Here is a 26,124-nt window from a genome sequence, read left to right as displayed (position 1 = left end):
ACCGGCGGCCGCCGGGACCTCGGTGCCCGGCGGCGGCTTCCAGAGGACAGGTACAACGGTCAACTGACAGTGAACTCGCTGAAGTCGGCCTCCCCCGCGACGCCGGAGGAATGGGTGGTGGTGAAGACGCCCGCGTCCTGGGTCGCGGCGGCCGAGCTCACGGTGGCGGTGCCGACCTTGGTCCAGGTGCTGCCCCCGTCGGTGGAGTAGGAGCCGGTGTACGACGTGCCGGTGCGCACGAGCCTGAGCCAGGTCGGGTAGGCCGTGGTGCCGCCCGTCTCGATGTTGCTGTCCACGCCGCCGTCGCCGTCGCTGTCCCACTGGAGGGCGACACCGTGGCCGGGGGTGACCGCGAGGATGAGGTACCCGGCCGAAGTACCGGTGCCGGTGATGTCGTTGCGCACCATGATCCCGGACTTCGTCCAGCCGTTGGTGGCGTCCTGCGAGGTCACCGCGACGGTGACGGTCGAGCCGTCCGTGACCGCGCCGGGCTGGTAGATGGAGGTGTACTCGTCGGTGCTGCCCCAGACGTCCGCGCCGTCGCCCAGGATGGCGAGGTCGGTGCCCGACTGGCCGTAGACCGCGGTGGTGGCGGTGGCGGAGCTGAAGGTGCGGTACGGGTCCTTGACCGGCTGGCCGAGGACGGTGGTCGCGCCCTGGGTGACGGTGATGTTGTCGAAGACGGTGGTGTCGAGGGCGAACGGACTGCGTGAGGTGACGGCGAGCCCGACGTAGTACGCGGCCTTGCCGAAGGTGGCGATCGTGTCTCGGCCGATGACCGACCAGGTGGTCCCGTCGGCGGAGGTGGAGGCGGTGAACTTGTTGCCCGCGCGCTCCAGTCTCAGCCAGGTCGGAGTCGCCACGCTGCTGCCGCTGCCGTTGGTGGTCGAGGTGCCCCCGGCCACCACCTGGCGGCGGACGAACTGCCGGACGCCGGTGTCGCCGCTGCCGGTGCTGGTGAGGATCGCGCCGGCCATCTGGCCGAACGGCGACAGCGACTGGGTCATCAGCAGGCCGACCTGGTCGTCGTTGCCCGCGTTGGCCCGGCTCGCGACCCGGGCCGTGAAGGTGATGTCACCGGTGACCGGGAGGTGGGCGTACTGGGCGGTCATGCCCTGGCCGTTGACGTTCAGGTCCGTTCCGGCGCCGCGTACGGTGAAGCTCTTGTCCGTGGCGTCGTAGCTGGTGATGCCCGGCGTGCGGACGGACACCACGCCGTAGATCCCCAACTGCCGTTCGTCCAGGACGTAGTCGCCGATGTCCTGGTACGACCAGGGCGCGGGCGGCGGGGTGCCGACGGCGAGCTTGACGGTGGCGGTGTCGGTGCCGGCGGCGTTGGTGGCCGAGATCCGGACGGTGAAGTCCCCTGTGCGCGTGGGGGTGCCGGAGATCAGGCCGGTGCTGGTGTCGACGCTCAGCCCGGTGGGCAGTCCGGTGGCGGTGAAGGACGCGGGATCGTTGGAGGCGCCGATCAGGTACGCGAACGGCACACCCGTGTTGGCGTACGCGGCTGACGCGCTGCTCAGTTTCGGCGCGGGCGGTGTCGGCATCGTCGCGCTCACCTCGGCCGAGACGGGGCCCGTGCCACCCACGTTGGTCTTGGCGATGACGTAGTAGTAGGTCGTGCCGGGTGTCCCGGTGGGGTCGCGGTAGCCGGTGTGGACGCCGAAGCCCACCGGGCCCACGTCGGTGGCGAGCGTCTCGTAGGGGCCGCCCGGTGAGGTGGCGCGCCTGACGGTGTAGCGGCCGGACAGGTCCGTGTCGCTCCAGGTCAGCTCGATCGCGCTGGTTCCGGTGGTCGCCGTCGGCAGGGTGACGGTTCCCTTGGGCGCGGCCACCTGCCAGTGCGTGGAGGACTTGCGGACCACGGTGACGTTGTCGAACGCGGCCGTCCCGGTCTCCGCGTAGGACTCCGAGACGCCCAGGCACGAGCAGTTCACCAGGCCGACGTAGACGGTGGTGCCGAGGTCCAGTTCGGTGGAGCCGACCTCGGTCCAGTGCACGCCGTCCGGGGAGATCGAGCCGGTGAACGTGTTCTTCACGCGATCGAGTCGCACCCAGTAGGGCAGCCGCATCCGGTAGCCGTCGCCCGCCGCCTCCACGTACGGGGCCGCCAGCGGAGTCGCCGAATCGGGCAGTGACCCCAGATTGGAGATCGGGTACGAGGCGGCCGTCGAGATCGCGGTCTGCTGGGCGGGCGGGACCGGTGTGCTGCCGGTCGCCGAGGTCTCTGCCCCGGTGGTGGCGCGGGTGGTCCACACTCCGCTCCAGGTGCTGAGCGTCAGGCCCTGGAGCAGCATCGACGCATGCGCCGAGCCCGCAGCCGTCGAACTGCGCATCATCACGCCGACCTTGGCGTACTGCGAGCTGAGCGGGTACACCACCCGCGCCGTGATGGTCGCGTTGCCGCTCAGCGACATCTGCGCGATGCGGAAGCTGTCGGCGGTGCCGGCGATGTCCGTGCCGCTCGCCTCCAGCGTGAACCGCTCGCCGTCGAAGGTCGTCAGCCCCGACGCCTGGACGCTCCCCACGTTCCGCGACGACCAGTTGCTGGGGAGACCGGCGGTCGCGCAGACCTCCAGGGAGGCCACGCTCGTGCCCACGGCGTTGGTGGCGGTGACCGTGTAGTAGTACGTCGTGCCGACGGTGACTTCGAGATCGGAGTACGTCGTGGACGTCAGCCCGGTGGCGATCGTCTGGTACGTCCCGCCGCTGGTCTTGGCCCGCGCGACCGAGTACGTCGCCGCCGAGGTGGCGCTTGCCGGGTCCACCGACGCGACCCAGGCGAGGTCGACGGAGTCCGATCCGTTGCTCGCGGTCAGCCCGGCCGGGGCGCCGGGTGGCGCGAGGGGAGTCGACGAGGCCGGCGCCTCGCGCGCGCAGGTCAGCGTGGACCAGGACGGGTGGTCCTGGTCGTAGCCCTCGACGAACCGGGCCCCGTCCGTGCCCCGGAAGACCGCCTGTTTCGTGTACGGCGCCGACAGGCCGAGGACGCTCACGTAGTGCGCGTAGGCCAACTCGAAGATGGGCCGGGACAGCCCGCGGACGAGCGTCGTGACCGCCGTCTTGATGTACTTGCCGGTCCGGTCGAGGTCCGCGACGAAGGGCACGTCGTCGTTGCCGAGGTTGTACTTCGCGTCGTACTCGTACCCGGCGAGGATGCGGTTGCCGGCGAACGCGAACAGGTCGACGCCCTGGTTCCAGGCCACCTGGGCCGCGCTTGCCAGCAGGCCGAGAGCCAGCTGTTCGTGGGTCTGGTCCCGGCCGCTCTCCTGGCCCTGTCCGGTGGCGTTGACGATCCGGTGCCTGATGCTGCCGTTGCCGGCCCCGGCGGCGGCATACCGCACCGCGTCCTCGAACATCACGCGGTCGTCGCAGAAGACGCCGATGGCCAGGACGGTCTGGATGATTCCCGCGTCCCAGCCGCCGTTGGCGAACAGGGCGTAGCCGGACTGGGCCTTGTACCAGACGTCCTTGAGGGACTTCTCGCACCGCGCGATGTCCTCGGCGGCCCAGCCGTCGTAGCCGGTGTGGCGCAGGATCTCGGCCGCGTTGACGAACTTGAACCCCTGGAGGGACGCCCCGAGTTCGCCGTCCGCGCCGGTGATTCCCTCCAGCGTCCTCGACCAGATGTTGACGATGTCCCGCGCCTTGTCGGCGTACCGGACATCCTGCGTGATGTACCACATCAGGGCGTTCTGATAGGCAGCGGCGGCGTCGTTCGGCGCCTGGTCCTGGTAGTTGTACGGGCCGCGTCCCCAGGTGGTGATCTGGCCGGTGTTGGCCGCCGTGTAGTCGTAGGAGGACCGGCCGTCCGCGGCCATCGCCTGGTACCCCGAGTAGACCGGGTCCTCCTTGGCCGCGACCGCGGTTCTCATCCGGTCGAGGTCCTCCTGGGTGTGCAGGATCCCCGGGTGGGCGAAGGTGAAGCCGGCGGCCCCGTCCTCCACGGGTATCTCTGCGTGCGCCGTACCGGCCGCGAGGAGTGTGGTGGGACCGGCGGCGGTGATCGCGGCTGCGGTCATGGTGCCGGTGCCGCCCAGGAACCACCGACGGCTCACGTGCCTCGCCATGTCAGCCCACCACCAGGGTGAGGGTCTGGGTGCCGGTGCCGACGGCGTTGGTGGCGCTGAGCTCGACGGACGAGGTGCCGGTGTCCTTCGGCTTGCCCGAGATGACCCCGGTGGACTTGTCCACGGTCAGGCCGTCCGGCAGGCCGGCGGCGTCGAAGGCGTAGGGGTGGTTGGACGCCTCGATGGTGTACGAGAAGTCGGAACCGGCGCTCGCCGTCGCGGAGTTCGCACTGCTGATCGCGGGCAGTACGGCCGTCAGTGAGGCCCCGGCGTCGACGAACTTCAGGTTGGAGACGTGCTCGTTGGTGTACATCGGCACGAAGTCCGAGGTCTTGTACCAGGAGGCGTGGCCGTCGGTGTCGGAGACGAGCGTGCCGTTGATGACGAGGTTCTCGAAGGTGATGTCCTTGATGGAGTGGTTCGCGTCGTAGCCCACCATGTGCGAGGTTGCGGCGTGGGTGCCGGTGTAGCTGAGGTTCTTGACGTAGACCATCTCGATGCCGCGGCCGGCCGAGGTGTTGTACGACGTGTTGAACATGACGCGCATGTTGATGAGTTGGCCCCAGCGGAAGTCCTCCACCCGGACGTCCTCGATGCGGACGTTGCGGACCAGGTTGCTGTCCCCCGGGTTCAGGGCGATGCAGCCCTGATAGTCGAGTTGCGGTTCTCGGTGGTCGAGGATGTCGATGTTCGAGATGGTGAGGTTCTCGATCGTCTCGGGGTTGTCCGTGTTGCCGTGGGTGCCGACGTTGATGGGGTGGGCCACGTCCGCCCAGAGGGTGGAGTTCTTGAGGACGATGTCGGTGGAGTCCCCGACGAAGTCCCAGCGGTGGTTGTACACGGCGATGCAGTCGTCGGAGTTGCGCATGAACACCCCGTCGATGACGACGTCCTTGCAGCAGAACAGGTCGATCCCGTCGCCCCAGGTCGTCGCGGAGATCGAGCGGAGGTTGCGGATGGTGAGGTCCTGCGTCTGGCCGGCGCTGATGGAGTGCCCCCAGGGCAGCAGTATCGTCACGCCGTCGATCTCGATGTTCTCGCAGTAATTGACTCCGCAGCCACCGCCGTTGGGCGCCTGGTAGACGAGGCCCCGGCCTAGCAGCTTGGCGTTCTCGACGTGGTCGAAAACGACCCGGGAGGTGAGCACCGCGCCGCCGGCCAGGTAGACCGTCTTCCCGCTGGGCACGGTGAGCAGCCCGTCGGACGTTGAGTGCACGCCGGGGCCGAAGTAGATGACGTCCGGGTCGTCGGCGCTCGGCGGATTGGTGTCGATCGCTCCCGCGAAGAGCTGGAGGTTGTCGAAGATGTCCTCGTTGAACTCGATGGACAGGTCGCGCGGTTCGGTGAGGGTGAAGGTCAGGGTGCCGCTGCTCTTGTCCAGCTTGTGTGCGATGTCGTACGAACTGGGGCGGATCCGGGCCTTCTTGACCGTGTCCGCGGTGTAGGTGACGGAGACCTGGACCTCTCCCGTGAAGTCGAAGTACGCCATGGAGGAGTTCTGGGTGGTGCCGTTGCCCGTTCTCGGATCGATGACCATGGACTTCGCCTGGTAGATGGCGACCTTCTGCCACGAGCCTCCTGGGGTGCGTACCTTCACGGCGAAGCTGTCGTTCGTCGCTATCCCGTCGGGGATGGGGTAGGTCGCCAGCTGGTTGGCGGAGGTGTCCGACGCCGTGGCCGCTTGTGCCGGGGTCGTCAGGCTCGACACGTAACCGGCGAGGGCGGTGGCGCCCGCCGCGTGCAACAGGGTCCGGCGGGAGAAGCGTGATGCGGGGCGGTCCATCGGGGGTGTCCCTTCTGAGGGTGGCCGCCGCCCGCGGAGGAGCGCGGGCGGCGGCCGATTACGGGGGTGGTTGGATGTCGGTCAGGCCCAGGCGGTGACGGGGACGAAGGAGCTGTCGGCCGGGAAGGTGCCGCCGACGAGGTCGTACGTGTCCACCCACAGCTGGTAGTTGCGGTGCCGGATGCAGCGGCCCGGGTAGTTGTGGGACACCAGCCGCACCGACCCGCTCGTCGAGCCGGGCAGGGCGTAGAAGGTGGCGTCCGCGTTGAAGGCGTCCGTGCCGTCGCTGGTGTCCAGCTCGATCCGGAACGCGTAGTGCCGCAGATAGCGGCCGTCGGAGGACCGGAAGGAGTAGCCCTTGGAGTCGGCGAGCCCCGCCACGATGGTGAAGCTGGCCTCGGTCTTCTGCGTGGCCGAACTGGAGGACGTGACCTGGGTCAGCACGCCGAGACTGTCGGAGCCGTAAGTGGCGTAGTACGTCGGATAGTTGACCGACTGGAGGGAGCGGGTCACCCCGGTGGGCAGGGTGGTGCGGGTCTGCTCGGTGGAGGTCAGCTGGGTCAGGCCGAGGTGGTCGTAGCCGCCGCTGGTCGAGCCGTAGTCGCCTCCCCCGCCCTCGGGTTCGACGATCTTGGCGTACGCGGCCGTGTTGGGTACGAACAGGCCCTTGCGGACCGCGTAGTGGTTGTGGATCTGCGCCCAGATCGGGCGGACCTGGCCCCTGCTGTCGGTGGCCGGCGCGGTGAAGGTCTGCCAGCCCTCCCAGACGCCGGGGGCGCCGTAGTGCCAGGTCCAGGAGGTGAAGGGGACGTCCTCGCCGAGGTTGTAGCGGGCGACGTACTCGCACGCCTTCATGAAGCGGTTGCTGTCGTAGCCGTACAGGTCGTAGCCCTGGTGCCAGGCCATCTCGCAGATGGTGGCCACCAGGCCGATGCCCAGCATGGTGTGGCCCTGGTCGCGGCCGCTCTCCACCCACTGCGCCAGGCCCTGGTCGTCGTACAGGTAGGGGATGGCGTTCTCGATGGAGCCCATCCCCACACCGGACTTGAAGTAGGTGATGGCCTCGTCGACCTTGGCCTGGTCGTCGCAGAGGATGCCGGTGGCCAGGACGCAGGCGATGTTGCAGAGGTCCCAGCTCGCCCAGTAGTTGCTGTCGTAGGCGCCGTTGTGGTTGGCCAGGAAGTCGCTGCTGAGCGGGTAGAAGGCGTTCCGCATCAGGTTCTGGGACGCGGTGAGGTCGAAGCCGCTGTAACCGCGCATGATCTCGGCCGCGTTGGCGAGTTCGTAGCCGTAGATCCCGGCGGCCAGGAAGCGGTCGGCGCTGCCGGAGATCTCGGTGAGCGTGGACGACCAGGCGTTGAGGATGTCGCGGGCGGCGTTGCCGTGCTCGCCGGCGCCCTGGATCTTCCAGCGCAGCGCGTTCTGGTAGGCGGCTGCCACGTCGTTGTACAGGACGGGGTAGTTCTCGACGCTGCCGTCGCCCCGGTAGATGACCGACTGCGGGTTGGCCGTGTACGTGGGCAGGGAGTGGGAGTTGGCGATCAGTACGGCCCAACTGTCCTGCCAGGGCTGGGCGGCGGCACTGACCTTGGCGGCCATGCGGTCGAAGTCGGCCTGGGTGTGCAGCATTCCGGGGTGGACCAGGCTCGCGGCCGAGGCCGGGCCCGCGGTGAGGAGCGGGCTCGCCAGGGCGGCGGCGCCGACCCCTGCGGCGGCTTTGAGTACGTTGCGGCGGGTGGTGCCTTTCGGTGGCGGTGCGGCTCTTTCTGTCACGTCGGGCTCCTTTGCCCTGTGGTTGCTGCTGTGGGGGGGGTCCGTCAGGACGGCTGGTTGCCGCCCCGGAGAGCGGGCGTCCGGTCCGCTCGCAGACGCAGACCGAAGGCGGCGTCGCGATCGCAGCGCAGTCGGCCGTCGTGCACCGCCAGCGGGGCGGCCTGAACACAGGAGCGCTGCCCGCCGGCGGAGTGTGTGAAGTAGAAGAGGTAGGCGTCGTCCTCGCCCTGGGAGAGCGCGAAGGCGTGGTGGCCGGCACCGTCGTCGCCGGGGCGCAGACCGTTGCCCGCGAGGAGCGGCTCGTCCTGCCGCGTCCAGTGGGCCAGGTCGTCGGAGCGGTAGACCAGCAGCCCGGACCAGAAGTCCGTGACCATCCAGTAACTGCCGTGGTGCCGAAAGACGTTGGGCCCTTCCTGCGCCTGGTCGTCCAGTGCGCGGCCGATGGGCCGCCAGGTGAACAGGTCGGGCGAGTCTGCCGCGTGGATACGGTTGCCGTCGGCCTCGTCCTTGTGCCACATGCGCCAACTCCCGTCGGGCAGCGGCCAGACGCAGGCGTCGATGACCCGGTCACTCGACAGGTCAAGGACCGACTCGAAGCGCCAGTTCACGAGGTCCCGGGAGGTGTGGTGCAGGATGTGCCGGTCGGCGTCCCAGTCGGTGGGTACGCCGGAGACGTAGGAGACGTACATGTGGTAACAGCCGTCGTGCCAGAGGATCTCCGGTGCCCAGTAGGTGTTGCGGCCCGGCTCGTGGGCCAGGCCCTGGGCGATGCCGCGGTAGCTCCAGGTGCGGCCGTCGTCCGCGCTGGTGGCGACGCCGATGTCGGTGCCGTGCACCCAGCCCACACCCTCGGTGGCGAGGTCGGCACGTCGTGCGGTGTAGAACATCCACCACTCGCCGGTGTCCCGGTTGCGGATCAGGGTGGGGTCGGCGGCACCGTCATGGACCGGGTCCCGGAAGAGCGGGGCGGCGGGGGCGAGGGGCGAGGTCACTGCTGGGGGCTCCTTGTCGGTGCGGGGCGGGCGGAGGCAGCGGCGATTACGGGCAGAAGATGTCGAGCTGTCGGCGGCGCTCGGCTCGGAGGGCGAACTGCTCGTCGGTCAGCGGCAGTTCGTCGCCACGGGCAGCCCGCGGTCGCAGGCGGTGTCGATGAGGTTCACCGGATGGAGCCGATCGACCGTCTCAGTGCGCAACTCGCCTCGTCCGCCCCCGAGTCGCACCGCGTCCCAGGCCGCCAAGGAGTGCCGGCCGGGCGCGTCCTCGGCGCTGTGCTCGCAGGAGCGGTTCTGGACGCGCGCGGCGTACAACCCGCCGTCCACCGCGTAGTTGATGTCCTCGACGCAGGCACCGAACAGATCCGCGCTGATGGGCCGCCCGGCGCCGGGACGCGCATCGACACGAATCGTCGTACAGGCTGCCGTACTGGCCGTCGTATCCGTCGTCATCCGGCGCTCCCCGTGAACGCGGCGGCCACAGCGGCACCTTCGCGGACGAAGACCGGGATGCGCTCCAGCGGCGCGGGCGCCTCCAACACCGTGCCGCCCGCGTGGAGTTCGCCGGTGGCGGTGTCGGTCCAGCGGGCGCCTGCCGGGAGGTGGACCGTGCGGCTTCTGGCGCCCGCCTCGGTGACCGGGGCGACGAGGACGTCGGGGCCGAGCAGGAACTGGTCGTCGACGCTCCAAGCCTGCCCGTCGTCCGGGAAGTCGAAGAACAGCGGGCGCATGACGGGGGCGCCGGTGCGGTGCGTGGCCTCGGAGAGTTCCAGCAGGTACGGGCGGAGGCGCTCGCGGAGGCGCAGATGCGCGCACAGGATCGGATACGCCTCCTGTCCGTAGGACCAGACCTCGTTCGGCCCGCCGGTCATGTCTGCTGAGAAAGTGGGCCAGTTGGGCTGCCGGTCGCCGTGCATCCGCATGACCGGGCTGAAGGTGCCGTACTGGAACCAGCGGACCATGACCTCCTGGTACGCCGGGTCGGTGGGGTCGCCGCCGCCGAAGCCGCCGATGTCCGTGTTCCACCAGGGGATGCCGCTCATCGCGACGTTCAGGCCGGCCCGTACCTGCTGTGCGAGGGACTCGAAGGTGGGGCGGATGTCGCCGGACCACAGGGCGGCGCCGTGGCGCTGGCTGCCGGCCCAGGCGGAGCGGATCAGGCTGAACGGGCGGTCGTCACCGTCCTGTTGAAGCCCTTCGGCGACGGCACGTGCCTGCGCGAGGCCGTACATGGTGCCGACCTGGACGCCGGGACCCGCCGCGTAGACCGCGCGGGCGGCCAGCTCCGGGGTGAGGTCGGGTTCGCAGGCGTCCAGCCAGAAGGCGGCGACGCCCAACTCGCGGTAGTGCTCGCGCAGTTGCTGCCAGAGGTAGCGGCGGGCACCAGGCTCGGTGGCGTCGAGGTACGCCATCGGCCGATGGTTCCCGCCGTGGCCGCGGGACGGCCAGGGGAAGGTCAGCAGGCCGCCGTGGCGGTCGCGGACGAGGAGTCCCGCGTCGCGCAGGGCGGCGTAGTTGTCGCTGCCGGGCTCCACCGTGGGCCAGACGGACACGGCGAGCTTGACGCCGAGTGCCTCCAACTCCTTGACCATGCCCTCGGGATCGGGCCAGTCGGTCCGGTCGAAGTCCCAGTCCCCCATGTGGGTCCAGTGGAAGAAGTCGCAGACGATCACGGCCAGCGGCAGGCCGCGCTCCTTGTACTCCCGTGCCACGGCGAGGAGTTCGTCCTGGCTGCGGTAGCGCAGCTTCGACTGCCAGAAGCCCGTGGCCCACTCGGGCACCAGGGGCGGACGGCCGGTGACGTCGGCGTACGCCCGCATGATCTCGGCGGGGGTGTCGCCCGCGGTGATCCAGTAGTCGAGCTGTCGCGCTTGGTCCGCGACCCAGCGGGTCGTGTCGCCGCCCAGTTCGACCCGGCCCGTCGCGGGGTTGTTCCACAGCAGACCGTAGCCGCGGGAGGAGTGCAGGAAGGGGATGGTGACGATGGTGTTTCCCTGGACCAGGTCGATCACCAGCCCCTTCTGGTCGAGGCGGCCGTGCAGATGCTGGCCGAGCCCGTGGACGCGCTCACCGTCGTACGCCTCGAAGCTCTGCTCGATGCGGTAGGTGCCGTCGTCGCCGAGCGGTGCGAACGTGCGGGGCTCCGGATACCAGGTGTACGGGCGCTTGTCGGCGAGGAGTTCGCGACCGGTCGCGGTGTGCAGGAAACGCAGCTTGCCGTCCTGGTCGGCCTCGACGGTGATGCGGCCGTTGACGAGCCGGGCGGTGCCGTCCGGGTGCGCGGTCGCGGTGGGGGTGGAGTCGGGCGGAGGGATGTCGAGGGCGCCGGGCAGGGTTTCGTCGATTCCTTCTACGGTGTCGCCGTCGTCGGAGTGCGTGACGCTGCTGCCGTCCAGGCTGCGGCCGGCGATGGTGTCGTCCGGGTTCCGGAGGGCTCGGGCGCGGACCCGTACCGCGTGCGGGCCCCAGGGTTCGATGACGAGGATCTCGTGCGGGGCGCGCCGTTCGAGGGCGCCGTCCTGGGTGGTGAAGACAGTCATGGGTTCCGTGGCCTCCTTCTCAACTCTGGGCGGTGGAGGGCGCGTTGGCGCTGTCGATGGCCAGGCGGATGACGTTCCAGGACAGCGGCGGCAGCGTGGAGGTCAGTACGTCACCGGTGACGCCACTGACGTCGGCCGTGCGCGGAGCGATCCGTTCGGGGTCCGTCAGGGTGTTGCGGGCGTCGGGGTCGTCGCCGGTGAGCAGCAGGTGCTCGACGGCCCGGACGGCGCCGAGACCGCGGAGGTCCACTTCCAGCGGGAGATGCCGGGTCAGGCTGCGGTTGACGGCGAAGACGGTGATCGTGCCGGCCTGCTCGTCGTGGACGGCCGTGGCATGCAGCAGGTCGACCTCGCCGTAGCGCCCGGTGGTGTGGGTCGGGCTGTCCACCTCGACGCGCAGCACCCGGCCCCGGCCGTACTTCGACGCCTGGGCGAAGGGGAAGAAGGTGGTCTGCCGCCAGGAGGGGCCGCCCGGCTCGGTCAGGATCGGGGCGATGACGTTGACCAGCTGGGCGAGGGAGGCGGCGGTGACCCGGTCGGCGTGGCGCAGCAGGGCGATCATCAGTGAGCCGACGAGTACGGCGTCGGTGAGCGTGTAGTTGTTCTCCAGGAGCCGTGGGGCGTGCGGCCAGTCGTCCTCGGGACGGAAGGCGGGCGGCGACGCGGGCTCGCTGTGCCAGACGTTCCACTCGTCGAAGGAGATCATCATCTTCTTCTGGGACTTGAGCGTGGCGCCCACGTGGTCGCAGGTGGCGAGCGCCGCCTCGATGTACCGCTCCATCTCCACCGCCGAGGCGAGGAACGAGTCGCGGTCGGGGTGCTCGCCCTTCATCTCGTAGTAGGCGTGCAGGGAGACGTGGTCGACCTTGTCGTAGCACTCGGTCAGGACCGTCGACTCCCAGGTGCCGAACGTCGGCATCGCGAAGCTGGAGGAACCGGCGACGACCAGTTCGAGGCCGGGGTCGATCATCTTCATGAGGTTGGCGGTCTCGCGGGCGACCTGGCCGTACTCCCCGGCGCTCTTGTGTCCGATCTGCCAGGGGCCGTCCACCTCGTTGCCCAGGCACCACATGCGGATGCCGAACGGCTCCTTGTTCCCGTGCGCGGCCCGGAGGTCGGAGAGTTCGGTGCCACCCGGGTGGTTCGCGTAGTCGAGGAGCCGGCCGGCGTCCTCCACCCCACGGGTGCCGAGATTGACGGCCATCATCGGCTCGATGTCCGCCTTGGCGCAGAAGCCGATGAACTCGGCCAGGCCGAACTCGTTGGTCTCGGTGGAGCGCCAGGCCGGCTCCAGGCGCCGGGGCCGGCGCTCGACCGGGCCGACGCCGTCCTCCCAGCGGTAGCCCGAGACGAAGTTGCCGCCCGGGTAGCGGACGGTGGTGACGCCGAGTTCGCGGACGAGCGCGAGGACGTCCTCCCGTAGGCCGCTCTCGTCGGCGTCGGGGTGTCCGGGCTCGTAGAGACCGCTGTACACGCAGCGGCCCAGGTGCTCGACGAAGGAGCCGTACAGCCGTGGATGGACGGTGCCGATGCCGAAGGCGGGGTCGAGGGTGAAACGGGCAGGGCGAGGCGAAGACATGGAGAGTCCTTGGATTTCGGGGAGACCGTCTCTACTTCAGGCCCGAGGTGGACACCCCGGTTACGAACCCCTTCTGGAGGACGAGGAAGAGCAGCAGGACGGGGATGATGTACATGACCGCGCCGGCCGCGAGGAGGTTGTTGATCGGGGCGCCGGTCGAGGGGACGACGTACTCGGTGGCCACCGCGACGGCCAGGGTGGTGTGGTCCGCACTGAGCAGAAGGGACGGGGCGATGTAGTCACCCCAGGTCCAGGTGAACGACAGCACCACGCTGGTGGCCAGCACCGGCCAGGACTGCGGCAGGAAGATCCGCCAGAAGATCCGGCCGTAACCGCAGCCGTCGACGATCGCGGCCTCCTCCAGCTCCCGGGGCATGTTCGCGAAGAACTGCCGGAACAGGAAGATCAGGTAGGGGGCCCCGGACAGTCCCCACAGGACCCAGGGCCAGTAGGTGTCCACCATCCCGACCTTGGCGAAGATGATGTAGGTGGGGATGAGGGTGATCATCGCCGGCATCATCATCGTGGACAGCAGTATCCCGAAGAGGACCCGCTTGCCCGGGGCGCTCAGCCGGGCGAACCCGAAGCCCGCCCATGCCGAACTGAGCGTGACCAGCGTCGAATAGATGAGGGCGATGGTCAGTGAGTTCCTGGCGTAGGCGAGGTAGGGGATGTCCGTGAGGGCCCTGGAGAAGTTGCTCCACTCCCATTCGTGGGGCGTCCAGTGCAGCGGGTAGGCGGCCAGCTCGGAGCTGTCCTTGAGGGCGGTGATGACCAGCCAGCCGAAGGGGCTGATGAACAGCGTGACCAGCGCGATGAGGATCAGATACATGCTGGTGCGACGAGCGAGAATCATTTCTTCGTCTCCGGCTCGAAGTTGTAGAACACCGCACCGGAGCTCAACTTGAAGATCACAGCGGTGATGACGAGGATCACGGCGAACAGCACCCACAGCAGCGCGGAGGCGTAGCCGAAGCGGCCGTACGCGAGGTACTGCGCGAACACGTTGATCATGTAGAGGTAGTCGCCCTGAGGCACTGTGGTGACCCCGGCGGTACCCGGATTCGCCGCCAGGAGCAGCGGCAGCGCGCTCTGGAGGGCCCCGATGACGCCGGTGATGACCTGGAAGAAGATCACCGGCGACAACAGGGGAACGGTGATGCTTCGGAACACCTGCCAGGCGTTGGCACCGTCGATGCGTGCGGCCTCGTGCAGTTCCTTGGGCATGTCCTGCAGCCCCGCCAAGGAGATGATCATGGCGTTTCCGCAGCCCCAGAGGGTGAGCATCATCAGCACGTACCGGGCGTAGGGATCCGTGAGCCAGGTGACCGGGTTGATGTCGGCGAAGGCGAGCAGGCCGTTGGCCGCGCCGGCGTCACGGTCGAAGATCATCTTGAACGCCATCGCCGCACCCACCGGCGGGAACACCGCCGGCAGATAGAGCAGGGTACGGAAGACCCCCCGGCCCCGGATCGGGCGGTTGAGCAGCACCGCGAGGGCGAGTCCCGCCATGATGCCCAGCGGCACGACGACCGCGACGAAGACTCCGGTGCGGACCAGGGTCTCCCGGGTGACCGGGTCCGCGAGCAGTTCCTTGTAGTTGTCCAGGCCGATGAAACTCGCGTTCCCCGAGATGCCGTCGGAATCGGTCAGGCTCAGCCACAGCGCGTACCCCAGGGGATACAGCGTGAGGGCGACGAACCCGAGCGCCCATGGCGCGACACAGAGATAGAAGACCCGGGACCGCTGGCGGGCCATCGCGCCCCTGCGGCCTGCCCGCCGGCCGCTGCCCCGGCCCGCGGTCACCCGCGTGGTCCCGGAGGGCTTCGCGGGCTTGACGGAGGCTCCGGCGAGCTGGCCCGTACTCACTTGACCAGCTTCTTGCCGTTCGCGAGCTGTTTGTTGATTCCGGAGTTGAGCTGGTCCGCCAGCTTTCCCGGGGCCACGTTCCCCTTGATCGCCGCGGGCATCACCTGGTTGATCACGGCGTCGAGGGCGTCGAGCCGGGCGTACGGCGTGAAGGAGATCACCGAGAAGTAGGGCAGTTCCCTCTCCTGCACCGCGTACGCCTGCTTCTGGTAGGCCTCGGTCTGCGGCAGCAGGGGGCGCAGGGACTTCAGTGCAGGCAGTCCGCCGCCGCTCTTCGCACGCGCCTTGGCGGGTGCCCCGCCGAGGAAGTACTCGTACGCCTCCCAGGCCGCGTCCTTGTTCTTGCCCGCCTTGGGCATCCAGTAGCCGGTCGCTCCGGAGCAGGAGCTCACCCGGGTGCTGCCGAACTGCGGGGCGGGGGCGAAGCGCGCGATCTTGGCGCTCTTCGTGTCGGTGGCCACCATGCCGCCGAACCAGTAGCCGTCGGTGGCGATCGCCATACGGTTGGCCTGGAAGGTGGGCCAGTCCCATCCGTTGGGGTCGGGGTTGGCGATGCTGGGCGTGATGCCGGCCTTGGCCAGCTTCAGATACCAGGTGAGGGCGTTGATCCCCTCCGGGCTGGAGAAGTCGACGGCGGAGAAGTCGTCGGTGAAGAGCCGACCCCCCTGAGAGGCGATCATGGTCAGGAAGTTCGCGGTGTTGCCGGCGAAGCTCATCCCGTAGACCTTGGCCTTCTTGCCGGTCCGGGTGAGGGCCTTGCCCTTGTCGAAGGCCTCGTCGTAGGTCATCGGCTCGGTGTCGCTGGGGTAGTCCAGACCGGCCTGGTCGAACAGCCCGGTGTTGTACCAGATCATGTTGTCCTGGGAGTAGTCCTTCGCCATGCCGTAGCGGGGTCCCTTGCCCTGTGCCCTGCCGTCGTAGCGCCAGACGTCGTTGACCGGGTCCAGATCGCCGACCTTGAGGATGCTGCTCCTGGCGAAGTAGTCGTCCAGGTCCTGGGCGACACCGTGCGCCGCGAGGTAGGGGGTGTCCACGGCGCCCTGACCGCGGACGATGTCAGGAGGGCTGCCGGCGGTGAGCATGGCGGTCAGCCGGGTGAGGTCGTACTTGACCACCTTGAGAGTGAGGCCGAGCGCCTTCTCGGCCGCCTTGATGTCGGCGGCCGTGCCCAGTTCGGTGCCGTTCGACATGATCGTCACGGTGGTCTTGCCCCCGGACTTGCCCGACGACACCGAGCCGGCACAGCCCGAGAGCAGGCCGCCCGCGGTGGCCGCGGCGGCGACCCCGGTGGAGGTGGTGAGGAACCGACGCCGTGACATCGGAGCACCAGTTGTGGACCGCATGACTGCTTCCTGCCTTTCCGGCTTCTTCGCAGGACTTCTGTTTTCGCAGGACTTCTGTTGACGGGGAGCGGGCACGGCGCGGCCGTGGGGAGGGCGCGTGGAATTCCCGCCTGACTGTGGTGGGGGCGGTGGGGGATCGCGGGCCGTCGGGGTCGGCTCCGCCTCACCCGGTGAAGGGACAAAGCGACAAAGCACTGTCACAGCACGGTTTTTGACCGGTCAAATGCCGTTGCGGAGTGACGTTAACTACGTGTGTCAGGAGCGTCAAGAGGTCTCGCACAACCGGTTTCTATTGCCATCGGGTGGACTCCGCAAGGGGTTGTGCGGCACCTTGACCGGCCTTCGACGTCGCTGCAACAATCCAGAACACAGTAAGTTTTACCGGTCAAATGAGAGGTGGACCCGCCCCGTGGTCACCATGGCCGACGTCGCGAAGCGCGCCGGCGTCACCAAGCAGACCGTCTCCAACGTGGTCCGGGGGCGCACCGTCGTCAGCCCCGAGACCAGGGCGAGAGTCGAGGCCGCCATCACGGAACTGGGTTACACACCCAACCTGGTGGCCCGGAGCCTGTCCACGGGCACCACCATGACCATCGGCTTCATCGTGCCCACCATTGCCAACCCCTTCTACTCGGAGGTGGTGGAGGAGGTGGAGATGCTGCTGGAGGAGCGCGGTTATCACCTGTTGCTGGCCACCACCCGGGGCGACGGGGACCGCGCCCGGCGTCAACTGGCCACCCTCTCCAACCGGTCGGTGGACGCGCTGCTGGTGGCCGGCGACTTCGAGTTGGACGAACAGCTCTCCCCCCAGAGCGAGTTGGAGCTGCCGGTCGTTCTGTGCGCCTGGGAGATCGATCCCCCGGACACGCTGCCCGTGGTCACCATCGACTACGAGAAGGCCGGCTATCTGGCCGGACGGCACCTCCGGGCGCTCGGCCACCGGCGGTTGGCGGTGATCGCGGACCTCCCCGCACACCGTGTCCGGGTGGCCGGCGTCCGGCGGGCCTTCGCCGAGGACGGGATCACGGTCCCCGACGACCTGGTGTTCACCGCACCGGGAGCGACCCCCGAGTCCGGTTATGAGGCGGCGCTACGAGCCCTGCCGCAGCTCCGTGCACCGGAGCCCGTGACGGCTGTGTTCACCTCCACCGACGCCATCGCCCTGGGGGTGATGGAAGTCTGCCGGCACCAGGGACTCCGGGTGCCGGAGGACATCTCGGTCGTCGGCATCGACGACATCCCCCAGGCAGCTCACGCCCATCCGCCCCTGACCACAGTGGCCCTGCCGAAGCGTCAAATGGCCAGGGAAGCCACCGAGTTGCTGTGGCGGGGAATCGCCAACAGCAGGCCGGCGGCCCCGTCCCTGACCCTCCTGCGGCCCGAAGTCGTCCCCCGCGCGAGTTCGGCACCGCCCCGCGTCCACTGACATTCCGGTACGGCGTCGAGAGCGCCGGCCGCCTGGAAACCCCACGTGTCGATCACTCCCCGCTCGGCGCGTGCACCGCCATGCCCACGCACTCCCCCGCGCACGTGTCGCCCGGGACCGTGCACCCTCAACTCACCGAGAGAAGGCCCCTGTTGTGACGAGTGAACCCATCACCCACGACTACCTGGAGAGCTACTCACCGGGCCGCGGTCGCGAACGGCCCCGTGCCGCCTTCACCTCCGACGCCCCGGAACTGGATCTGACCGGACCCTGGCGCTTCCATCTGGCCGCCGGGCTGCCGCAGGTCGTCGAGGGATTCCAGGAAGCCGGTTTCGACGACAGCGGCTGGGACACGATCCCGGTGCCGTCCTGCTGGCAGATGCAAGGGCTGCCGGGTGAGCCGCGCTTCGGACCGCCCGCGTACACCAACCAGGTCTATCCGTTCCCGGTGGATCCGCCCCACGTACCGGATTCCAACCCGACCGGCGAGTACCGCCGCGAGTTCCTCCTCCCTGACAACTGGCCCGAGGGACGCGCCCTGTTGCGCTTCGAGGGGGTCGACTCCTGTTTCGCCGCCTGGCTCAACGGCACGCCGCTCGGCGACGGCAAGGGCAGCCGCCTGCCCACGGAGTTCGACGTCACCGACGCCCTGCGGCCGGGTCGCAACGTCCTCGCGGTCCGGGTGCACCAGTGGTCCTCCGGCAGCTACTTGGAGGACCAGGACATGTGGTGGCTGTCGGGGATCTTCCGGCCCGTCACCCTGGTCTCCCGCCCGGTCGGCGCGCTGACCGACTTCTTCGTGCACGCCGACTACGACCACCTCACCGGCGACGGCACCCTCTCCGTGCGGACCGACGGCACGGCCCGGCTGAACGTCCCCGCGCTGGGCATCGTCGACGCCGACCCGTCGGGACCGCACCCCGCTCCCGGCGTCGTCCCCTGGTCCGCCGAGCAACCACGCCTCTACGAGGGCGAGTTGGTGACCGACGGCGAGCGGATCCCCCTGCGGATCGGCTTCCGCCGGATCGAGGTGGTGGACGGTGTCATCCTCGCCAATGGGCGGCCCCTGCTCTTCCGCGGCGTCAACCGCCACGAGTGGCACCCCGACACCGGACGCACCCTCAGCCACGAGGACATGCTCACCGACGTGCTGCTGATGAAGCGTCACAACGTCAACTCCGTCCGGACGAGCCACTATCCGCCGGACCCCGCGTTTCTCGACCTGTGCGACACCTACGGCCTGTGGGTCGTCGACGAGTGCGACCTGGAGACGCACGGCTTCGGGCTGGTCGGCTGGATGGGCAATCCGAGCGACGACCCGCGCTGGCGCGAGGCCTATCTGGACCGGATGCGCCGCATGGTCGAGCGCGACAAGAACCACCCCAGCGTGGTCATGTGGTCGCTCGGCAACGAGGCGGGCACCGGCACCAACCTCGCGGCCATGGCCGCCTGGGCGAAGGATCGCGACCCGGACCGGCTCATCCACTACGAGGGCGACTACAACTGCCCGTACACCGACGTCTTCAGCCTGATGTACGCCGACCACGGCGAGGTGGGCCTCCTGGGCCGGGGCCAGGAAGCGGTCGCCGAGGACCCCGCGCTGGACGCACGGCGCCGCGAACTGCCGGTCATCCTCTGCGAGTACGCGCACGCCATGGGCAACGGCCCGGGCGGTCTGAGCGAGTACCAGGAACTCTTCGAGGCCCACCCCCGGCTGCACGGCGGCTTCGTCTGGGAGTGGATCGACCACGGCGTCCGGCGCCGGACCCCTGAGGGCCGCGAACACTTCGCGTACGGCGGCGACTTCGGCGAGCCGGTGCACGACGACAACTTCTGCTGCGACGGACTGGTCTTCGCCGACCGCACCCCCTCCCCCGGCCTCACGGAGTACAAGAAGGCCGTGGAGCCGGTGCGGATCACCGTCGACACCACGTCGAGGACGGTACGCGTCCGGAACCTGCTGCACACCCTGGACACCGCCCATCTGCGGTTCCGCTGGTCGGTCGAGGACAGCGGACAGCCGTGCGAGGACGGGGAGTTGGCGGTCCAGCCGGTGCCCGCGGGCGCCGACGGGGAGCTGCCCTGGCCCGAGGCGCTCACCAAACTCTGCGACGCACCCCTGGAGGACGGCGACGAGCGGTGGGTCACGGTCGTCGCGGAACTCGCGGAGGACGAGCCGTGGGCGCCGGACGGCCACGAGATCGCCTGGGCCCAGGCTGCTGTCGTAGGCCCTTCGCCGGAAGCCCCACCGCTGCTCCGGCCGGTGGCCCCGGCCCTCACCGACGGCGCCTACGCCCTCGGACCCGCGGTCTTCGACGCCGTATCCGGAACGCTGACCGGACTGGGCGGCCTCGAAGTCGACGGCCCCCGGCTCGACTTGTGGCGCGCCCCCATCGACAACGACCTGCGCACCTGGAACGGTCCTCTCGCCGAGGCATGGCGCAAGGCGGGCCTCGACCGCTTGGAAACACGGCTGGTCGACCTTCACCCGCACGACGGCGGCCTGGACGTCATCACGCGCACCGCTCCCGCGGGCGCCGACTTCGCCATGCGTACGGTCTTCCGCTGGGCCGCCGACGCCGATGACCCCGGCCTGCTCCAACTCGCCCTGGCCACCGAGCCCGTGGGCACCTGGCCCTGCCCGCTCCCCCGCATCGGCATCCGCCTGGCGCTCCCGGGTGACATCGAGACGGTCGACTGGTTCGGGCTCGGACCCGGTGAGGCGTACTCCGACACGACCGCCGCCGTCCGCGTCGGGCAGTTCGGCGCCGCCGTCGACGATCTCCAGACGCCGTACGTCCTGCCGCAGGAGAACGGCAACCGGCGCCAGGTGCGCCACGCCCGCCTCACCGGCCCGGACGGCGCCGGACTGACCGTCACCGGGTACCCGTACACCGATCTCACCGTGCGCCGCTGGACCAGCGAGGACCTCGACGCCGCACGGCACACCAGCGATCTGCTGCCCCGCGACCGTGTGTATGTCAACCTCGACGCCGCGCACCACGGCATCGGCAGCGGCGCCTGCGGTCCGCGCACCCAGCCCCAGTTCCAACTCGACGCCAGGCCTGTCACGTTGACGCTAGGCTTCCGCGCGTGCTGACACTCTGGTACCGGCAGCCCGCGGCGGACTTCCTCGCGGCGCTGCCGCTGGGCAACGGGTCCCTGGGCGCGATGGTGCACGGGCGCCGCCTGCGGGAGCGGATCGACCTCAACGCCGACACCCTCTGGTCCGGCGGTCCCGGAGACCACAATGACGCCGGGGCCGCAGAGCACCTTCCCGCCCTGCGCGAGGCAGTGCTCCGTGACCGCGACCACGTGCGCGCCGAGGAGTTGGCCAGGCGGATGCAGGGTCCGTTCACCGAGGCGTACCAACCGCTCGGCACCCTCCTGTTCGACTTGGACCACACCGGTGAAGTCACCGCTTACCGGCGGGAGTTGGACCTGTCCGAAGGCGTCGCCACGGTCGCGTACACCGCCGACGGCGTACGCCATACCCGCGAGCTGTTCGTGTCGGCGGTCGCGGGCGTCCTCGCGGTACGGCTGAGCTGTGACCGCCCGGCGGCCCTGACGTTCACGGCCCGCCTTCACTCTGCGCACCCGGGATCGGTACCGGGCGCGGTCATCACGGGCCGCGCCCCCGCGCATGTGCGGTTCGAGGCCACCGGCCCCGACGCCGTCACCTACGCGCCCGACGCGGGGACCGGATTCGCCGCCGGACTGCATGTCCGGACCGACCGGAACGGCACCGCCGAGCGCACCACGGACGGAGGCCTGCGCGTCACCGGAGCGACGACGGCCACCCTGCTCGTTGCCACCACGACCGGCTACCGGGGCTGGAACCGCACCCCGCTCGGCCCGGAGTCGGGCCTGGACACCGACGTCGTACGGCAGTTGGAGACCGCCGCGGCCATGCCGTACGAGCGGCTGCGCGCCGAGCACGCCGCAGACCACCGGGCCCTCCAGGGACGAACCGACCTACGCCTGGACCACGACCCGGCGCTCGACGACCTGCCGACCGACGAACGGCTCGCCGCGGTCAGAGCGGGCGCCGACGATCCGGGCCTGGCCGCGCTGCACTTCGCGTACGGCCGCTACCTGCTCATCGCCTCCTCCCGTCCCGGCTCCCAGCCGGCCAATCTCCAGGGCATCTGGAATACCGCGGTCCAGCCGCCCTGGCAGTCCAACTGGACCACCAACATCAACCTCCAGATGAACTACTGGCATGCAGAGACCACCGGTCTGCCGGAATGCCATGAACCGCTCTTCGACCTGATCGACGACCTCGCCAAGGCCGGCCGGCGCACCGCTCAGGCCTATTACCGATGCCGGGGCTGGACCGCCCACCACAACGTCGACATCTGGCGCTCCACCAACCCGGTTCAGGGCAGCCCCAGTTGGGCCAACTGGCCGATGGCCGCCGCGTGGCTGTGCGCGCACCTCTGGGAGCACTACCGGTTCACCGCCGACCGCCGCTTCCTCGCCGAGCGCGCGTACCCGGCGATGCGGGAGGCCGCCGTCTTCCTCCTGGACTTCCTCGTCGAGGACACCGAAGGACACCTTGTCACCTGTCCCTCCACCTCACCCGAGCACCGCTTCCGGGCGGCCGACGGGTCACTGGTCGCCACCGGCGCGGCGAGCACGATGGACCTCTGGCTCACCGCAGAACTCCTCGCCAACTGCCTCGCGGCCATTGGCGAGTTGGGCCTGCGCGACGAGATCGAGGACTCGCTGCGCACCGCCCGCGAACGGCTGCGGCCCGTGGCGTACGTGGCCGGGGAGCCGTTGCCCGAATGGTGGGAGGACGTCGAAGCCGAGGACCTCGGGCACCGTCATCTCTCCCACCTCTACGGCCTCTACCCCGGTTCACTGATCGACGCCGAGGGGACTCCGGAGCTGTTCGCCGCCGCCCGCGCTGCCCTGGACCAGCGCCTCGCGCACGGCGGTGGGGGCACCGGCTGGAGCCTTGCCTGGGTCGCCGCGCTGGCCGCGAGACTCGGCGACGGGGACCTCGCCGGGCGCAGTGTCAACTCCCTTCTGACGGGCTCCACTTCGGACAACCTCTTCGACCTGCACCCGCCGGAGCTGTTTCAGATCGACGGCAACTTCGGTGCCACGGCAGCCATGGCCGAAATGCTCCTCCAGAGCCACACCGGCGAACTGCGGCTGCTGCCCGCACTGCCGTCAGCCTGGGCGGGTGGCAGCGTCCGGGGGCTGCGGGCCAGGGGCGGCGTCGGCGTGGACCTCGACTGGCAGCACGGCCTGCTCACCAGCGCCCGGCTGACTCTCACCAACCCCGGCAATTACGTGCTGACCGCCCCCACCGGTGGAGGCCTCCTGCGGGTTTCGGACAGCGAGGGCCGCCCTGTCTCGGTGGACAGCACGCCCCTGCCCGGCGGGTTCGTACGCACGGCCTTCACGGCAGCCGGGACATCGGTCCACCACGTGCGCCCTCGCCTGCGATGGCAGGCGGGAGCGATCAGGTCCAGGGCGCGACCACGGTGAAGGAACGGCTGGCGCGGAACGCGGCGGTGTTCTGAGCGCGGTCGACCCAGAGTTCGAGGTTGTCGCGGTAACGGAGGTAGCGGCCGGGGTAGTTGTACGACTCCAGGGAGACCGACCCGTCGGTGGAACCGGGCCGGGCGCAGAAGGTGGCGTCCTTCTGGAAGACGGCCGATCCGTCGTTGGCATCCAGCCGGATGCGGAAGGCGTAGTGGCGCAGGTATCTGCCGGAGGCGTCCTCGATCGAGTAGCAGTGGGAATCGGCCAGCCCGGCGACGAATCGGAAGGTGGCCTCCTGCTTCGCGGACCCTGGACTGGTTGCGGCGACGGGACTGAGGAATCCAAGATTGCCGACTTCCCGCACATAGCGGCCGGACTGCTCGGCCGATCGCAGGGCGTGGCGGCCCAGGAGCGTTGGGACGGCCGTCGGCGTCGGGCTCGGCGTGGCGGACGTCGTCGAGGTCGGCGGTGGCGATGAAGCGGTGGGCGATGCCGGGGCATGGGACTGGGCCTTTGCCGCAGGTGGTCGTACAGGCGTGTCGGACCGCGTGTACGCGTACAGAGCACCGCCACCCGCGAGGGCCACCGCCCCGGCCGTCAACGTCACCACCGGCTTGGCCGCCAGCTTGCCCAGCAGGTGTCCTACCCGGCCCGCACCGCCGGGAGCGTGAGCAACCCCACCCGCCGCCGAGGCCGAGGGCATCGACTTGGCCAGCAGCAGGCCCGCCAGGCCAATCGGTACCGGCACCAGCGCGAAGCCACCCAACAACCCTTCTGTGGGCACCAGTTCGGAGGTGTTGAACAGGCACTGCGGGCAGTCGCGGACATGACGCGCCAGCCGCTTGCGCCACCGCGCGTTCGGCCGGCCGTCCCAGGAGGCCAACTGTGCGTCCAGTTCCGCACAGCGCGGCGATGCGGCCAGCGCCCGCACCACGGCCCGCCCGGACTCCAGCCGCTCCTTGACCCGCTGCACCCGTACCGCGGCATGCTGCGGCGCGAGGTCGCAGGCCGCCGCGAGTTCGGCTCGCGTCAGCTCCCCGGCGGCCTCCAGCCACCACAGCGAGAGGACCTCGCGTTCCTCGTCCTCCAGCCAGCGGGTCGCCTCCACCGCCTCGCGCCGCTGCCCCGACAGCGCGAGACGGAGGATGGCCAGATCGGCGAAGTCCGCCTCCGGGGCGACCTCCTGGACGGTCTCGTCCGGCAGAACCGGCTGCGGCCGGGCCTGCCGACTGCGCCACCGGTCGCGGACCTGCCGTACGGCGATCGCGACCAGCCAGGAGCGGAACCGCTCCGGTTGCTCCAGGTCCGGCAGCCCGTCCAGGGCTCGCAGCATCGTGTCCTGGACCACGTCGTCGACGTCGCTGTGCCCGTCGAGGGCCCGCCCGACGATGTTGTAGACCAACGGCAGACAGCCCCGCACCAGGTGCTCCAACGCCTGCGGGTCACCGGCCCGCGCCGCCACGACCACCGCGACGTCCGGTCGCTCCCGCACGTCCTGCGAGCGAACCCGTCCCACTTGTCCCGCCCCACTTCGTCGATGAACGCCTGATGCCGACGTTCCGAAGGTTGGCAGTGTGCCAGAAGCGATTGAGATTCCCTTCCGCGGTTCTGTTATCCGCGCCCCGCCCGCACGTCTCCTGTTGCGTACGGCCGAATCCGACAGGAGCCAATCAGTGTCACTGAGCCAGGACAACAACCGACCGATGATGAGCCGGCGCAGCGTGCTGCGGGTGGCGGGAGCAGCCGGAGCGGCGGGCATCGGGGCGGCAGCCGTCGGTGCCGGAGCCGTGCCCGCGCTGGCCGCCCCCGCCAAGGCGGGCGCCGCGTTCGTCCATCCGGGAATGCTGCACACGCAGGCCGACTTCGACCGCATGGCGGCCAAGGTGAAGGCGGGCGTCGGGCTCTGGAAGGAGGGCTACGCCAAGCTGGCGGCGAATCCGCGCGGTGCGAGCACCTGGAAGCCGAACCCGCTCGCGACGGTGATCCGCGGCGCCGACGGCGACAACATCGCCACGCTCGCCTTCGACAACGCCGCCGCCTACCAGAACGCGCTGCGCTGGAAGGTCACCGGCGACACGGCTCACGCGGACGCGGCCCGCGACATCCTCAACGCCTGGTCGGCCAAGATGACCACGCTCGACGGCAGCGGCGACCGGTTCATCGCGGCGGGTCTCCAGGGCTACCAGTTCGCCAACGCCGCCGAGATCATGCGCGACTACGACGGCTTCGACCTGGCCCGGTTCAAGAAGATGATGCTCAACATCTTCTACCCGATGAGCAGCAGCTTCCTCGCCAAGCACAACGGCGCCTACGACTCCAACTACTGGAGCAGCTGGGACCTGCTGAGCGTGGCCTGCGTCCTGTCCGTCGGCATCCTCTGCGACGACCGGGCCAAGGTCGACGAGGCGGTCACGTACTTCAAGTCCGGCAAGGGCATGGGCTCCATCAAGAACGCCATCCCGTACCTCCTCCCCGGTGGCCTCGGGCAGTTGGTGGAGGTCGGACGCGACCAGGGACACGCCCTGCTGAGCGTGGGCCTGCTGGGCACCATCTGCGAGATGGCGTGGAACCAGGGCATCGACCTGTACGGCTACGACGACAGCCGTGTCCTCAAGGGCGTCGAGTACGCCGCCAAGTGGAACCTGGGCCATGACGTCCCCTTCACGTCCTGGACCTGGAACTACGGGGCCCCCGGCGTGTGGTCGGGGTCGCAGACCCTGACGGCCGCGTCCGAGAGCGGCCGCGGCGGGGTGCGCCCGATCTGGGAGGGCCTCTACAACCACTATGTGAACCGCCGCGGCCTCGACGCCCCGCACGTGAGCGCCATGGCCGCCAAGGTCAGGCCCGAGGGCGGCGGCGGGGACTACGGAACCGGCGGCGGCCTCGACCACCTCGGCTTCGGCACCCTGACGTTCACCCGGGACAAGGCGATCGTCTCCGCCACCACACCGACGCCTTCCGCGAGTACGTCCGGCACGGCGTCCTCCTCCGACACCTCGACGGCCACCGCGACCCCCGCGGCCGACGCCTCGGGTGGAGCCCAGCCGCAGGGCGGCCAGGGCGAGGACCTCGCCGCCACCGGCGCGGGCGGCATCGCCGCCGCGGCTGCCACCGGCGTACTCGCCATCGCGGGCGGCTTCATCGCCCTGCGCCGCAGGGGCACCCGCGGCAGCAGCTGAACACGGGCCGACTCGGGCGGAACCACGGGCTGGGGCGAGTTCTGGCGCTGTCCTGCGCGATGCGCGGA

15 protein-coding genes are annotated in these 26,124 nt (G+C 69.7%); 4 read left to right on the top strand and 11 right to left on the bottom strand.

All coding sequences use genetic code 11. The features are described 5' to 3' along the window. Positions 1-59: 59 nt before the first annotated feature. From ACGFY9_RS34075 to ACGFY9_RS34030, 10 genes are all read right to left on the bottom strand, one after another. Positions 60-4,073, bottom strand: coding sequence for a putative Ig domain-containing protein (locus ACGFY9_RS34075; RefSeq protein ID WP_393760618.1), 4,014 nt, complete (start codon positions 4,071-4,073; stop codon positions 60-62). Position 4,074: 1 nt separating this feature from the next. Beyond that, positions 4,075-5,856: a putative Ig domain-containing protein gene (locus ACGFY9_RS34070; RefSeq protein WP_393760616.1), complete on the bottom strand. Its 1,782-nt coding sequence runs from the start codon at positions 5,854-5,856 to the stop codon at positions 4,075-4,077. 81 nt (positions 5,857-5,937) lie between these two features. Further along, positions 5,938-7,629 (bottom strand): AbfB domain-containing protein, encoded by a 1,692-nt coding sequence (locus tag ACGFY9_RS34065; RefSeq protein ID WP_393760614.1) that lies wholly within the window; start codon positions 7,627-7,629, stop codon positions 5,938-5,940. 44 nt (positions 7,630-7,673) lie between these two features. Then, entirely contained in the window at positions 7,674-8,621 is a 948-nt protein-coding gene (locus ACGFY9_RS34060; protein WP_393760612.1) for a glycosyl hydrolase, read from the bottom strand. A gap of 108 nt (positions 8,622-8,729) precedes the next feature. Further along, complete coding sequence (locus ACGFY9_RS34055) at positions 8,730-9,074, bottom strand: hypothetical protein (protein ID WP_393760610.1); 345 nt, start codon at positions 9,072-9,074, stop codon at positions 8,730-8,732. Continuing rightward, a complete protein-coding gene (locus ACGFY9_RS34050) occupies positions 9,071-11,161 on the bottom strand; it encodes a TIM-barrel domain-containing protein (RefSeq protein ID WP_393760608.1) in 2,091 nt (696 codons plus the stop codon). Before ACGFY9_RS34050 ends, ACGFY9_RS34055 begins: the two co-directional genes overlap by 4 nt. Before the next feature lie 19 nt (positions 11,162-11,180). Beyond that, positions 11,181-12,740, bottom strand: a complete 1,560-nt coding sequence (locus ACGFY9_RS34045; protein WP_393760606.1) for an alpha-N-arabinofuranosidase — start codon at positions 12,738-12,740, stop codon at positions 11,181-11,183. A 31-nt stretch (positions 12,741-12,771) separates the two neighbouring features. Further along, positions 12,772-13,596, bottom strand: a complete 825-nt coding sequence (locus ACGFY9_RS34040; protein ID WP_393760604.1) for a carbohydrate ABC transporter permease — start codon at positions 13,594-13,596, stop codon at positions 12,772-12,774. Then, positions 13,593-14,609, bottom strand: a complete 1,017-nt coding sequence (locus ACGFY9_RS34035; protein ID WP_393760603.1) for a carbohydrate ABC transporter permease — start codon at positions 14,607-14,609, stop codon at positions 13,593-13,595. Before ACGFY9_RS34035 ends, ACGFY9_RS34040 begins: the two co-directional genes overlap by 4 nt. Beyond that, positions 14,606-15,928 carry an extracellular solute-binding protein gene (locus ACGFY9_RS34030; protein ID WP_393760601.1) on the bottom strand — a complete coding sequence of 441 codons (1,323 nt, stop codon included), beginning with the start codon at positions 15,926-15,928 and terminating at the stop codon, positions 14,606-14,608. Before ACGFY9_RS34030 ends, ACGFY9_RS34035 begins: the two co-directional genes overlap by 4 nt. Before the next feature lie 442 nt (positions 15,929-16,370). Here ACGFY9_RS34030 and ACGFY9_RS34025 point away from each other — a divergent pair, with 442 nt between their 5' ends. The 3 genes from ACGFY9_RS34025 to ACGFY9_RS34015 all read left to right on the top strand — a co-directional run bounded on the left by ACGFY9_RS34025 (position 16,371) and on the right by ACGFY9_RS34015 (position 22,880). Then, positions 16,371-17,378, top strand: a complete 1,008-nt coding sequence (locus ACGFY9_RS34025) for a LacI family DNA-binding transcriptional regulator (RefSeq protein ID WP_393760599.1) — start codon at positions 16,371-16,373, stop codon at positions 17,376-17,378. 154 nt (positions 17,379-17,532) lie between these two features. After that, a complete protein-coding gene (locus tag ACGFY9_RS34020; RefSeq protein WP_393760597.1) occupies positions 17,533-20,478 on the top strand; it encodes a glycoside hydrolase family 2 TIM barrel-domain containing protein in 2,946 nt (981 codons plus the stop codon). Continuing rightward, a complete protein-coding gene (locus ACGFY9_RS34015; protein ID WP_393760595.1) occupies positions 20,472-22,880 on the top strand; it encodes a glycoside hydrolase N-terminal domain-containing protein in 2,409 nt (802 codons plus the stop codon). Before ACGFY9_RS34020 ends, ACGFY9_RS34015 begins: the two co-directional genes overlap by 7 nt. Here the strand turns inward: ACGFY9_RS34015 and ACGFY9_RS34010 are convergent. Next, a complete protein-coding gene (locus tag ACGFY9_RS34010; protein WP_393760593.1) occupies positions 22,855-24,369 on the bottom strand; it encodes a sigma-70 family RNA polymerase sigma factor in 1,515 nt (504 codons plus the stop codon). The two genes, ACGFY9_RS34015 and ACGFY9_RS34010, sit on opposite strands and share 26 nt — an antisense overlap. A gap of 211 nt (positions 24,370-24,580) precedes the next feature. Here ACGFY9_RS34010 and ACGFY9_RS34005 point away from each other — a divergent pair, with 211 nt between their 5' ends. Next, on the top strand, positions 24,581-26,056 hold the full coding sequence (locus ACGFY9_RS34005) for an alginate lyase family protein (RefSeq protein WP_393760969.1): 1,476 nt from the start codon (positions 24,581-24,583) through the stop codon (positions 26,054-26,056). The last annotated feature ends 68 nt before the right edge of the window (positions 26,057-26,124 follow it).

This window comes from Streptomyces sp. NPDC048504 (assembly GCF_043200035.1).
In the GTDB taxonomy this organism is placed as follows: domain Bacteria; phylum Actinomycetota; class Actinomycetes; order Streptomycetales; family Streptomycetaceae; genus Streptomyces.
The sequence above is the reverse complement of the archived record's forward strand: the minus strand, read 5'-3'. Positions and strand labels throughout refer to the sequence as shown.